The sequence below is a fragment of the Deltaproteobacteria bacterium genome (assembly GCA_005879535.1).
Lineage (GTDB): Bacteria > Myxococcota > Myxococcia > Myxococcales > 40CM-4-68-19 > 40CM-4-68-19.
The window spans coordinates 63830-76891 of the sequence record VBKI01000053.1; the positions used below are offsets into that span (position 1 = coordinate 63830).

The 13062-nt window shown below is 67.8% G+C and carries 9 protein-coding genes; 3 read left to right on the top strand and 6 right to left on the bottom strand.

Going from position 1 to position 13062, the window contains the following annotated elements; translation table 11 throughout:
- Positions 1-19 precede the first annotated feature (19 nt).
- Complete coding sequence (locus tag E6J58_07445; protein ID TMB39245.1) at positions 20-973, top strand: GDP-L-fucose synthase; 954 nt, start codon at positions 20-22, stop codon at positions 971-973.
- Positions 970-1968, top strand: coding sequence for a GDP-mannose 4,6-dehydratase (gene gmd, locus E6J58_07450; protein TMB39246.1), 999 nt, complete (start codon positions 970-972; stop codon positions 1966-1968). The genes E6J58_07445 and gmd overlap by 4 nt, the downstream gene beginning before the upstream one ends.
- Before the next feature lie 31 nt (positions 1969-1999).
- Here gmd and E6J58_07455 read toward each other — a convergent pair whose 3' ends face one another.
- Positions 2000-2995, bottom strand: a complete 996-nt coding sequence (locus E6J58_07455; GenBank protein ID TMB39247.1) for a zinc-binding dehydrogenase — start codon at positions 2993-2995, stop codon at positions 2000-2002.
- 46 nt (positions 2996-3041) lie between these two features.
- On the opposite strand from E6J58_07455, the gene E6J58_07460 reads away from it, so the two are divergent.
- On the top strand, positions 3042-3893 hold the full coding sequence (locus E6J58_07460) for a hypothetical protein (protein ID TMB39248.1): 852 nt from the start codon (positions 3042-3044) through the stop codon (positions 3891-3893).
- Here E6J58_07460 and E6J58_07465 read toward each other — a convergent pair.
- From E6J58_07465 to E6J58_07485, 5 genes are all read right to left on the bottom strand, one after another.
- Complete coding sequence (locus tag E6J58_07465) at positions 3890-5590, bottom strand: TldD/PmbA family protein (GenBank protein ID TMB39249.1); 1701 nt, start codon at positions 5588-5590, stop codon at positions 3890-3892. The two genes, E6J58_07460 and E6J58_07465, sit on opposite strands and share 4 nt — an antisense overlap.
- 97 nt (positions 5591-5687) lie before the next feature.
- A complete protein-coding gene (locus E6J58_07470) occupies positions 5688-7025 on the bottom strand; it encodes a nucleotide sugar dehydrogenase (protein TMB39250.1) in 1338 nt (445 codons plus the stop codon).
- 34 nt (positions 7026-7059) lie between these two features.
- The gene (locus E6J58_07475; GenBank protein ID TMB39251.1) at positions 7060-8961 is read right to left on the bottom strand and encodes a hypothetical protein; all 1902 of its coding nucleotides are present in this window, start codon (positions 8959-8961) and stop codon (positions 7060-7062) included.
- On the bottom strand, positions 8958-12044 hold the full coding sequence (gene asnB / locus E6J58_07480) for an asparagine synthase (glutamine-hydrolyzing) (protein TMB39252.1): 3087 nt from the start codon (positions 12042-12044) through the stop codon (positions 8958-8960). The genes E6J58_07475 and asnB overlap by 4 nt, the downstream gene beginning before the upstream one ends.
- Positions 12020-13051 carry a glycosyltransferase family 4 protein gene (locus E6J58_07485; GenBank protein TMB39253.1) on the bottom strand — a complete coding sequence of 344 codons (1032 nt, stop codon included), beginning with the start codon at positions 13049-13051 and terminating at the stop codon, positions 12020-12022. Before E6J58_07485 ends, asnB begins: the two co-directional genes overlap by 25 nt.
- Positions 13052-13062 lie beyond the last annotated feature (11 nt).

Sequence of the window (13062 nt, forward strand, 5' to 3'; positions counted from 1 at the left end):
GGCACGAGGCGGCCTTCCCATGTATGAAGCCGCGGTGACGTACTGGAAGAACAAGCGCGTGGTGGTGACCGGCGGGGCGGGATTCCTCGGATCCTTCGTCACCGAAGCGCTCCGTGGCGAAGGGGCCGACCCGTTCGTACCCAGGAGCGCGGCCTTCGACCTCCGGGACGCGGGCAACGTGCGTCGGCTGTACCGGGAGACCCAGCCCGATCATGTCCTGCACCTCGCCGCCAGGGTGGGCGGCATCGGTGCAAATCGGACGAATCCGGGCACGTTCTTCTACGACAATCTGATGATGGGAGTGAATGTCCTGCACGAGGCGCACGTCTGCGGCGTGCCGCGCGTGCTGGTGGTGGGCACCATCTGCGCGTATCCGAAGCACTGCCCCGTGCCCTTCCGCGAGGATGACCTGTGGAACGGCTATCCGGAGGAAACCAACGCGCCTTACGGGATCGCCAAGAAGTCGCTGACGGTCATGTCCGATGCGTACCGGCGCCAGTTCGGGCTACGATCCACCGTGGTGTACCCGGTGAATCTGTATGGACCGCGCGACAACTTCGATCTGGAGACCTCACACGTCATCCCGGCGATGATCCGGAAGTTCCTGGCAGCGAAAGAGAGCGGCACGAGCGAAGTCGTCCTCTGGGGCGACGGCTCTCCCACCCGCGAATTCCTTTACGTCGAAGATTGCGCGCAAGCCCTGCTGCTCGCGGCCGAGCGATACGACTCCAGCGATCCGGTGAACATCGGCTCGGGCGTGGAGATCTCGATCCGCGAGCTCGCCTCGCTGGTGGCCGCGGCGGCTGGCTACGCCGGGCGGATCGTCTGGGACGCGTCACGGCCGAATGGGCAGCTCCGCCGGCGGCTCGACGTGTCGCGTGCCCGCGAGCGTTTCGGCTTCACCGCTACGACACCTTTGTCCGAAGGCATCGGTCGCACGATCGAATGGTACCGGAAGGAACGGATGCGATGAAGAAGGCGCTGATCACCGGCATCACCGGGCAGGACGGCAGCTATCTCGCCGAGCTGCTGCTCGGCAAGGGCCATGAAGTCCACGGCATCATTCGCAGGTCCAGCTCGTTCAACACCGAGCGGATCGAGCATCTCTATCGCGACCCGCACGAGAGCGACGCAAGAGTGCGGCTCCACTACGGCGATCTGAACGACTCTTCGTCTCTGCAGGCGATCCTGCGCAGCGTCCAGCCCGACGAAGTGTACAACCTCGCTGCGCAGAGCCACGTCCGCGTCAGCTTCGACATCCCCGAGTATACGTCGGAGATCACCGGGCTCGGGTCCATCCGGCTGCTCGAAGCGATCCGGCAAGTCGGGATCATGCCGCGTTTCTACCAGGCATCGTCTTCCGAGTTGTATGGCGCTGCGGTCGAGACGCCCCAGCGCGAGACGACGCCGTTCAATCCCTGCAGCCCGTACGGGTGCGCGAAAGCGTATTCCTTCTACATCACGAAGAACTACCGCGAAGCGTATGGCATGCACGCGTCCAACGGGATCCTTTTCAATCACGAGAGTCCGAGGCGCGGGGAGACCTTCGTCACGCGCAAGATCACCCGCGCCGCGACGCGCATCCGGGTCGGCCTGCAGGACAAGCTCTACCTCGGAAACCTGGAGGCAAAGCGCGACTGGGGATTCGCGGGCGATTTCGTGGAGGCGATGTGGCTGATGCTGCAAGTCGACCGCGCCGACGATTACGTGATCGCGACCGGCGAGATGCATTCCGTGCGCGAGTTCCTCGATCTCGTCTTCTCCATGCTCGACCTCGACTGGCATCGCTACGTCGAGATCGACCCGCGCTACTTTCGTCCGCGGGAGGTCGACATGTTGCTTGGCGACGCGAGCAAGGCGCGCAAGGTCCTGAACTGGCGGCCGCGCGTGAATTTTCTCCAGCTCGCCAGGATGATGGTGGACAGTGATCTCGCGCTCGCGGAAGGGGAAAAGCGGGCCCGTGGTTGACCGGCAACGATGACCCCCCGCTGACGGCGAATCACGGCACCAGCACCACTTTCCCGAAATTCTTCCTCGCCTGCAGCCGTTCGTGGGCGCGGCGCGCTTCGGCGAAGGGCACTTCCTGGTCGACGATGGCCTTGAACTCCCCGGCCGAAAAGCCCTTCAGGACCTCCCGCATCTCCCTCGCGAGCAGCTCCGTCTCGCCCCAGAGCTGCCCCATGTTCACGCCGAAGATGCCTTTGTTGTCCGGCAGAAGCTGCAGCGGGTGGAACCAGCGCATCTTCAGCACCGTCCCGAGCGCGGCGAAGAGGTTCCGCCTCTCTCCGGAAACAGTGGCGCTCGCGCCGTACATCATCAGCCTTCCCACCGGCGCGAGGCAGCGGAAGCTCTTGCGAAACGTACCCACCGGATCGAGCGCGATGTCGACGCCGCGGCCGCCGGTGATGCGCTTCACCTCCTGCTCGAAGTCGAGCTTCCGGTAGTCGATCGCGTGCGAGAGCCCGAGCTCGCGGAGCCGCTCGTGCTTTCCCGACGATGCGGTTCCGATGGAGGTCGCGCCGAACTTCCTGCAGATCTGCACCGCGGCAGTCCCGACACCGCCCGCCGCTGCGTGAATGAGCACCACGTGGCCGCGCCGCAGATTGCCGAGCTCCACCAGCATGTGCCAGGCGGTCAGCCAGACCACCGGAATCGACGCCGCCTCCGCGAAGCTCAAACCGGAAGGCATCGGTATGACCGCGCCCGCCGGCACGCAGACCATCTCGCTTTGCCCGCCGAACCTCGTCAGCGCGATCACCTTCTCGCCTGCGCGGTCGATCGGCAGATCGATCTCTCCCGAAACCTCGTACCCGAGCACACCTGGCAAGGGCGGCGCGTCGGGGTACATGCCGACGCGCGCCATCACGTCGGCGAAGTTCACACCCGCCGCGCGCACGCGGATGCGAACTTGTCCGGGCGCCGGCTTCAGGTCCGGCGCCTCCCGCACCTCCAGGACCTCCGGCCCGCCCCGCCGCGTGATGACGACCTGTCGCATCCGGCCTCCCTTGCGCGAAACCGCCCACCGCTGCGACCATGCGGGCGTGCGACCCCTGCGCATCCTCGCCATCGCCGGCCCCGCGGTCCTGCTCGCCTGCGCGACGCCGGGCAGACGTAGCACGGCTCCCGAGAGTCCGCTCGCGGCCCGCGTCGAGGGTCCGGGCCTGCTCTTCGAGGTGCTCTACAGCGGCGTGGATGCCCGCGAAGTGCCGCGCATCGAGCAGGGCCTCCTCACCGCCGGCGCCCGCGTCGCCCGCTGGGGCAGCTTCCGCGAAGGCGTCTACGTCCACCTGCTGCCCGATCATGCCTCGCTGGAGGACGCCGTCGATCGGCACGGTTATCCCTGGCTGCGCGCCTGGGCATTCGGAGACCAGGTGCTGCTCCAGTCCCCGCGCAGCTGGAATGGCGAGGCGCAGGACGACGACGTCGTCGAGTTGCTCACGCACGAGCTGACTCACGCCCTGATGTACCAGCTGATGCAGCCGGCAACCTCTCCGCCTTGGGCGACGGAAGAGCCACCGCTCTGGTTCCGCGAAGGAATGGCCTCGGTCACGGCCGACCAGGGCCGCCGGCGCCTTTCCGCCGAGGAGCTGGCAGCATGGGTGGCAAATCACCCGGGTATCGATCTGCTGCGTCCGGATGCGGAGCTCTACCGGGCGCAGAAGGACGCGGTATACGGCGCCGCGCACCGCGCCTTCGACCTGCTCGTGCGCCTCGCCGGGGAGGATTCGGTCCGCCAGGTGCTCCAGCGCGTCAGCGGCGGAGCAGGCTTTTCCGACGCTTTCCGCACCGTCACCGGGTACGCGCTCGACGACTTCGAGCACGAAGCGCTGCGGAGCGGATTCGATCCCAGGGTCATCCGGTTCACGACCGCGACCGGAGCAGGCGGACCCTAACGCGTCGCCGAGACTGGCGGCCGCGCCCAGGGCGACGGAAGCACCGGCGGACGTCCCGTGTCCTTGCGCGTCCGCTGCAGCTCGATCTCGCTCACCAGGATGGTCGGAGCCACCGTGCTCACCGCGACGTAACCGCTCTCCGCCCCGCAGTACCCGTTGAACACGCGCTGCTCGTCGCCCGTCGCAATGATCTTGTTGATCGATAGCAGCGGCGTTCCGACGATCTCCACGCCGCGCACCAGCGTCTCCGCGCCCGTGTTCGCGTCCACCTTGTAGACGAGCCGCGGCTGCCCCTTGAAGGCCTGGTACGCGTAGCCGCTGGTGTCGGTGTTTCCTCCCGTGACGTCGCGGATGATCAGCCCGAACGGCTTCTCCTGCCTCTTTGCCTCGGCGATCAGCGCTTCCTTCAGTTTCGGCCACGGCATCGCCTTCGACGACTCGACGATCAGATTCGACATCCGCGCCACGGGATCGCGCCCCGGCGCCGAGCGCCCGTGGCCGTTCGACTGCGGCGGCACGCCCTGGACCGGTGCCCGCGACATCAGGAACGTCCTCAGCACGCCCTTCTCGACGAGGACGGTCTTCTGGCCGGGAACGCCCTGGTCGTCGAAGCGGTAATACCCGTTGAGCGAAACCGGACCCGCTGCCCGCTGCGTCGGATCGTCGATGACGCTGATGAAGAACGGCAGGATCGGCTTGTCCACCTGGCCCTTGAAGGTGCGTCCATCCTTGTCGTCGTTCTGGCGCTCGCCCTCGAGCCGGTGCCCGACCGCCTCGTGGAAGAGCACTCCCGCCGCCTCAGGCTCGAGCAGTGCCGGACCTGTGTACGGGTCGAGCACCGGCGCCTTCCGCAAGGCCAGGAGCTCGTCCACCATCACGTCGATTCGCTTCGAAAGGTCCGCCCCGCGGGGAAGCTCGATCTCGCTCGCCCCGTAGAAGTCGCGGCTGTCCTCGAGCAGCATCCCGTCGGGAGCGCGCGCCCAGGCCTGGACGTGCAGCGCGTAGATCACCCTTTCCGTCACCAGCCGCGCGCCTTCGGTGCTGGCGAACTCGCGCTCCTCGTGATCCACCGACACGCGCACGTGCGAGTCGAACAGCTCGGGGTGCGCTCCGAGCCGCTGGGTCTGCTCGCGGAGCTCCCGGTTCCAGCGGGCGCGATCGAACGAGAACGTCGCCGGCGGATCGACCGACACCTGCGGCTGTTCACGGGAGAAGCTGGGCGGCGTCTCCGGATCGTCGGGCCGGTACACCTGCTTGCCCTTCTTCTTCAGGAACGCCGAGAGCGCCTTCTTGTACGTCTCGTCCGTCAAGAGCCAGAGCGAGTTGCGCAGCGCGGCGGGATCGTCGTCGAGAGGAGCTTCTCGCCCTGCCGAGTATCCGGACTCCGCCCCTTCGAACTCGAACATCTCGGGCGTGCCGGTGTTGTCGAACTGGTAGCTCCCGACGCGCACGTCGACCTGCAGCCGCCTGTCGCGCCGCCGGCGGTCGACGAAGACCGCTCCGTACTTGGCGCCGATCTCCTGCGTCTCGATGCCGCGGACTGCGTAGCTGAGGAAGTAGGGAGCATCGTGTCCGCGAAGCTGCAGGCTCTTGTGCGCCCGCTGGAGCTCCTCCGCCATCGCGGCGAGCTGACGCTGCCGTGGGTCTTTCGGATCCGGATTGAAGGCAACGGCAGCAACCAGCAGCAGGTACAGCATGCTGCGTTTGTAACCCGGTCTGGAGGGTGACGGCAGAAAAAAAGGCGCGGGCCCGCCCGGAATCGGGCCGCGCCACGCCCTTCAAGTGAAAGGGCGTCTACGCCGTTCGCACCTTGTCCTTGCCGAAGGTGACGTTCTTCGTCGCGTTCCGCGTGTCGATCACCAGGGTGGCGTCGCGCACGAGCTGCTCGTAGTCGATGCACTCGTGGTCCGTGGCGATCACCACCACGTCCGCATCCTTCGCCGTCTCCAGCGGAACGCTCTCCATCTCCAGCATGTACTTGGGCTGGTGCCGCATCTCCTTCATCTTCGGGCAGTACGGATCGTGGTAGCTGACGTGCGCGCCCTTCTCGCGGAACAGCTCGATCAAGCGGATGCTGGGACTCTCGCGCAGATCGTCGATGTTCTTCTTGTAGGCGAGGCCGAGGATCAGCACGCGGGCGCCCTTGAGCGCCTTGCCCTGCTCGTTGAGGGCGTCCATCGTCCGGTCCACTACGTGGTGCGGCATCTGCCAGTTGATCTCGCCGGCCAGCTCGATGAACCGGGTGTTGAACTCGAACTCGCGCGCCTTCCAGGTCAGGTAGTACGGATCGATCGGGATGCAGTGCCCGCCGAGGCCCGGGCCCGGGTAGAAGGGCATGAACCCGAACGGCTTGGTCTTCGCCGCCTCGATCACTTCCCAGAGGTCGATGTTCATCCGCTCGCAGAGGAGCTTCATCTCGTTGACGAGCGCGATGTTCACGCAGCGGAAGATGTTCTCGAGCAGCTTGGTCAGCTCGGCCTCGCGCGTGCCCTTCACCGGGACCACCCTGGTGATCGCGCTCGCGTACAGCGCGCAGGCCACCTCGGTGCACTGCGTCGTGTGCCCGCCCACCACCTTGGGAATGGTCGCGGTATTGAAATGCGGGTTGCCCGGATCCTCGCGCTCCGGCGAGAACGCGAGGAAGAAGTCGATGCCGGCGCGGAGCCCGGAGAGCTTCTCGACGATGGGCTTCACCACCTCTTCGGTGGTCCCTGGATACGTCGAGCTCTCCAGGACGACGAGTTGGCCGGAATGCACGTAAGGTCCGATGGCCCGCGCGGTGTTCTCGATGTACGTCATGTCCGGCTCGCGGTTCGCGTTGAGCGGCGTGGGCACGCACAGGATCAGCGCGTCGGCCTTCGCCGCCCGGCGGAAGTCCATCGTCACGGTGAACGGCTTCTCCGACCTCGTTGCCCTGGCGATGCGCTCGGCGGCGATGTGCTTGATGTAGCTTTCGCCCTTCTCGATGGCCTCGATCTTCCGCTTGTCGATGTCGAACCCGATGACCGGGAAGCCCTTCTCACCGAACGTGAGCGCGAGCGGCAGTCCCACGTACCCCAATCCGCAGATGCCGACCACCGCGTCCTTCGCGAGGATGCGATCGAGCAGCGTCGGCTCTTTGACCTGGAGCATTTCCCCTCCCCGAGGCGGGCAAGCTAGCCATCGCTCAGCGTTTACGCAGAAAGAGCACGGCGGTGAACAGACGAGCCGGCGCGGTTCCCGCCGCGTCGATCCGGATGCACCGGGCGGGCTTCTTCTCGGCATACCCGGGCGATACGTCGCTGGATAAAAGACTCAGGTCCCAAGGAAGGGTGGCGCCGAACGCAAACAGCGCCTTGCCGGCAACCTCCACGCACCTCTCCAGGTCGTAGCCGAAGCTCAGGCCGCTGCGCTCCAGGCGGGCGAGCAGTTCCTTCTCCTCGGCGGTGGCACGGCGCTGGACGACGCTCTCTTGCGGCACGTACCAGCGCGACTGGAACACGTGCTCGCCGCGCCCGCGCAGCTCGTCGACGAACGCCGCGCAATCCTCTCGCAGGGCGGCAACACGTCGATGGACGATGCCGCTGCGCTCATACCCCCGGTGCTCGCCTGCCGCGAGGTCGAATCCGTCGCGTCGCTCCATCGCGGCGATGCCCGCGCGCGCCGTGTCGGGAAGCGCAAACAGGCGCCCCGGGATGATGCGGTTCTGCTCGAGCCCGTCGACCTGGACCGTATTGTGGCCGGCCGTCCCGCGGCGCGCGTTCCGTTCCTGCGGGTCGCGCGCGTAGACATACGTGCCGCGGTCGACCAGCACGTCGAACGAGCCGAAGCTCAGCTCGACCGAGTTCTTGTCGTTGTGCCCATGGCCGCCGGTGCCACCCTGCCCGTTCGGTCCGGCGCTCAGGCACATCCAGGCGTCGCCGGAGCGAAGGACCGCCAATCCGGCATCGGGCAGCACGGCGCTGTCGCGGCGCCGCTCGGCAGTGAATCGCTGAGCGGACGGCATCCACGCCCACTCCGGCGCGCTCGCATCCGCGACGAACGACGCGTCCAGCGCCGTGCGGGGAGCGAGCGGCAACGCGCGGCAGGAATCGAGGTCGCCGATCTGTGGCATCTCGCCCGAAGGCTTGAGCATCGCAGCCAGGCTCTGGAACAGCCCGCGAACGGCGCGCTCGACGCGATCCGGCGCCGAGAGACCTGCGGCCCGCGCGGCCAGCGCCGCGGCCAGGAACATCTCGGCGCAGAGCCGGTGGTATCCCGTCGACGATTCGAAGTGCGTCCCGTCGGCGCGGCATTGCCGCGGGATCTCCTCCCACAGCCTGGGCGCGAACGCGTCGAACCAGCGCCGCAGCTCGGGAAAGAGCGCGCCCACGACGACCAGCCCGACCAGGTCGGCGGCGTAGTGGTTGGTGCGGATTGCGCCGGTCTCCTCCAGATGACCGGCGACCCAGGCGCAGTGCTCCTCGAGAAAATCCACCAGGAACGGAGCATCGGCAGCGTCCCGGACCAGGCCGTGCGTCAGCGCCACGGACGTCGCCCGAAGGCTGACTTCCATCGCGCACGCCCACTGCACGCCGAGCCCTGCAGGATTGGTATCCCGGAAATGGCGGACGGTCTCCACCCAGGCCTGCGCCCACGAGAAGTCGCAGCTGATCTGGTACGCCTGCGCGAAACGCCAGAGTTGCGGAAGGCGACCGACCTCCCACATCACCTTGGCGTCCGCGCCGCGCTGGAAGAGGTCGACGCGCTCTCCCGGAACCGACGGGTCGTACTCGATGCCCGGCGCGAAGGGATCGCGATGATAGTCGATCGGCGACCCGCAGCTCTTCCACTGACCGAACAGCGGCAGATCCCCGCGCAACGCCGCCTCCGCCTCGCGCAGGATCTCAGTGCGGTCACCATCGGCCGGCGCGCGAAGGACCGCGGGACGCGGGCCCATCTGCGCGAACGCCGGGCGGCGCGGGGGCCAGTCGAAGAAGAACGGCCGTCCGCGCAAGAGGGCCCGGCGGGCGCGCACCACCAGCGCGCGGGCAATCTCGCGCGGCGGAATCGTCTGCGCGAGATAGCCGTAATACGAGACATCCATCACGCCGCCTTCTTGCGAGCCACCAGCGCCGCGGCGACGATCTCCTGCATCTCGGCGACGCGCGCTTCCCAACCCTCGCTTCTCATCTGCGCCGCGCGCACCTCGCTGGGTCCCGCTCCGGCGGCAATGGCGGCCGCGATCTCCCGGACCACCTGGTCGGCGTCCTTGCCGATGCGGCACACGGAGAGCCGTTCCACTTCCGGGATCGGCGTGGACACGACGGGAAGTCCGGCCGCCAGGTACTCGCGGACCTTGAGCGGGTTGGAGGCGAGAGTCAGCTCGTTCATCTTGAAGGGCATCAGCGCCACGTCGAACGCCTTCGCGTACCGCGGCAGATCGGCGTATCGCTTCCGGCCGAGAACGCGGATGTTCTGCGCGCCGTCCAGCGGCTTCATGTCGGTTGCACAATTCCCGAGCAGGACCACGGTCCCGCCGGAAAAGGCGTCCGCGACGTGGCGGATGAGCTGCAGATCGACCCAATCGGCGATGAGGCCCCAGAAACCGATGACGGGCCCGGGCGCGCCTTTCAGGTCGTCCGGAGTGGGAGTGGCCGGATCGAACGCCTTCGCGAAATGCTCCAGATCGACGCCGTGCTGCACCAGGTGAGCGTTCGAGTTCACCCGCGCCTTGTCGGCCCGCAGCTTCTCCGACGAGCAGATCACCACGTCCGACTTGAGCAGCAGGCGGCGCTCCAGCTCGCGGATCTCCTGTGCCGGCGCGTCGCTGAAGGCGCTGAACTCGTCGACGCAGTGATAGACGACCAGGGATTCGCCGAGAGTGCCCGAGACGGGCGCCGAGCTGGGCAAGAAGCTCCAGGAGATCGGGGCCTCGAACCCGAGATGCTGCATCGCCCGCTGGATCTGCGCCTTGAGCAGCGCTCCGTTCGCGGCGCGGACCAGCTCGCTGCCGTAGAAGGGAATGGCGAGCGGTGTCAGCACCCAGATGTTGGGATGCCGCTCACGAAGCCCCTGCATCGCGCCGGACACCTTCTTCAGCATCCGCTGCGCGTCGCACATCGAGATGGTCGGGCGGCGGTTGCCGATGCTGTTCACCCAAAGCACGCGGTTCTGCCTGGAGAGAATCTTCATCGCGTGCATCTTGGAGAGCGGATCCCCGTCCCAGTCGTTGGAGAAGCAGACGATGTCGCGACCCCGAAGTGCTCCCATCCCCGTTTCCACCTTTCGCTTCGTCGTCTGGATCGCGGGCGCCGGCGCGCAGCGCGCGCCGACCTCGAACCGCTTGCGCCACAGCTCGAGCACCCAGAGCGCATACAGCTCTTCCTTGCGGTCGCTCTTGCCGCGCTGGTGATCGTCGAGCAGACGCCGGACCGCCTTGTCGCCGAACCGCGAGCGGGCCAGAGAGTCCGAGGCCAGCAAGGCATCGCGCAAAGGACCGTGGAGCTGCCGCCGGAACCAGTTCGAGACCGGGACCGTGAACCCGCGCTTGCCCGGAGCGGTACACTCCGCAGGCAGCCAGTCGCGCGCGGCCTGCCGCAGTAGCCACTTCCCGGTCCTGCCGCGCAGCTTCACGTCCGCGGGAAGCCCCGCGGCCCACTCGATCAGGCGGTGGTCGAGGAACGGCACCCGCAGCTCCTGCGAGGTGGCCATCGTCATCTTGTCGGCCTTGAAGAGCAGATCGTCCGGCAGCCAGATGCGCCGGTCGAGCTCCAGCATCCGTTCGAGCGGAGGCAGCCCCTCGGTCTCCGCCCACTCCTGGGCAAGCCGGGTCACCAGCCGTTCGCTGACCCGCGCCGCCGGGCGGCCGATGAGGCGCGCTTTCTCGTCGTCGCTGAAGGCGACGGAGACGCCGCGGTAGCGCTGCTCGAGCGGCAGCGTCGCCCAGCGCAGGTACTTTCGCGCCTTCGGGTGCCGCATGAACGGCAGCGCCGCCGAAGCGAGCGGAGCGGCCGCGCGGAGCTGCTCCATCCACAGCATGGTCCGGTAGATGGGGTAGCCGGCCAGCACCTCGTCGGCGCCTTCGCCGGAGAGGACCACCACCACCTCTTCCCGCGCCCGCTTCGACAGATAGTACAGCGGCACGCAGGCGGCGTCCGCGATGGGCTCGTCCATGTACCAGACGAGATCCGGCAGGAAGCGGTGGAAGTCCTCGGCGGTGACCAGCACTTCGCGATGTCGCGTGCCGAGCGCGTGGGCCACCCGGCGGGCCTGGTCCAGCTCCGAGCTGCCGTCATCGGCCCGGTAGCCGACCGAGAACGACTTCACGTCGCCCTCCCCGCGCTTCTGCCGCAGGTCGACGAGCTGCGCGGCGATGCAGCTCGAGTCCAGGCCACCGGAGAGGAAGACGCCGAGGGGCACGTCCGACATGAGCCGCGCCTCGGTCGCGTCCCTGAGCCGGTTCCATAGCTCGTGCGCGAGCTCGCCCTCGCTGCGCGCGTCGGTCTCGTCGGGGAACTGGCACTTCCAGTAGCGCCGGATCTTCAGCTCGCCGTTCTCGTAGACGGCAGCGGACGCCGGGGGCAGCTTGTGGATGCCGGCGAACATCGTCAGCGGCGCCGGCACGTAGCGGGCGCTCAGGTAGAGATCGAGCGCCTCGTCGTCGAGGTCGCGGGGCACGCTCGCGTCGCAGAGCAGCGACTTGATCTCGGATGCGAAAATGAACCGATCGCTCCCCAGATGGTAATAGAGCGGCTTCTTTCCCAGCCGGTCGCGAGCAACGAACAGCCGCTGCCTGCGCGCGTCCCAGATGGCGAACGCGAACATTCCGGCCAGCCGTTCCGGCAACGCGTCGCCCCACTCCTCGTACCCATGGACCAGCACTTCGGTGTCGCAGCGCGATCGGAAGACGTGACCTTTGGCGATCAGCTCCTCGCGCAGCGGCAGGTGGTTGTAGATCTCGCCGTTGAAGGTGACGGTGACCGCGCCGTCCTCGTTGTGCATCGGCTGCGCGCCGTTCTGCGAGAGATCGATGATCGCGAGGCGGCGGTGGCCCAGGCCCACCGAGCCGGTGCAGAAGTGGCCGCTGCCGTCGGGACCGCGATGCGCGATGACGTCGGTCATCCGGCGCAGCAGCGCCTCGTCCGCGGGCCGATCCTTGTCGCGGTTCACGAAGCCGCTGATGCCGCACATGCCGTGACTCCGTAGAGCGAGAGAATCCGTTCCAGCCCGTCGGGACCGGTCGCTTCCGGGCTGCCGGCGGGCTCGGCCGACGAGGCGATCAGCGCATCTGCCAGCGCCCGGGCGTCCCCGGGCGGCACCAGACGCACTCCCGGCGGCCGATGGCCGACGGACGTCGCCACCACCCTGCGCCCGAGCGCCAGCGCCTCGCGAACGCTGACCGAATCTCCATCCGCAAGCGTGGGCCGCACGAAGATGTCGCACGCCGCCATCACCGCGAGCGCCTGCGACCGATGGAGCTCGCCGAAGGGATGCACTCCGTCCTCGCGGACCGAATCGCTTCCGGGGCCGTACAGCGCCAGCGCGGCGGCGGGAATCTTCACCCGCACGTCGGCGAATGCGCGCAGCAGGATTCCCTGGCCGTACTCGGGACGGGGAGCGATCATCGCGCAGTAGAGTGGCGACGCCCCTGCGCGCAGCGTGGCGAGCGCCTCCGGCGGGGGCCCGGGCTTGATGAACTCGTGCGAGAAGGCGGGCACGACGTCGACGCCAGCGACGCCGCACTGCACGAGCGCGTCGCGGATTTCGCCGCTGACCGCGATCACCCGCGCGAACTGGGCCAGCACCGCCTTTGCCATCGTCCGGCGGGACCGCTTCGCCAGCAGCCAGGCCGGGCCAAGGCCGGAGTGGAGCGTGATCAGCGCGCCGCCGGAAACGCGTCCGGCCGCCGCGCAAGCCTGCGCGAGCATCCAGGATTTGGGATTGCTCCCGCTGGTGTGGACATGGATCCGGAAGCCCCGCGCCGCATACGACCCGAGCAGCGCGGAGAATCGGGGAACGCTGCCCGCCGGGATCACTCCCGCCGCCGGAAGCTGTCCCTTGCCGATGTCCAGCACTTCACAGACGCCGCCCCGACCGCGGACCGCACGGAAAAGTTCTTCCACATGCGTGGCTACCCCGCCGTTCGGCGGCGGGTAGTCACCCACGAGAAGCACCCGGGTCTCGTGCTGCGACGTCATGGTGGCCAGGG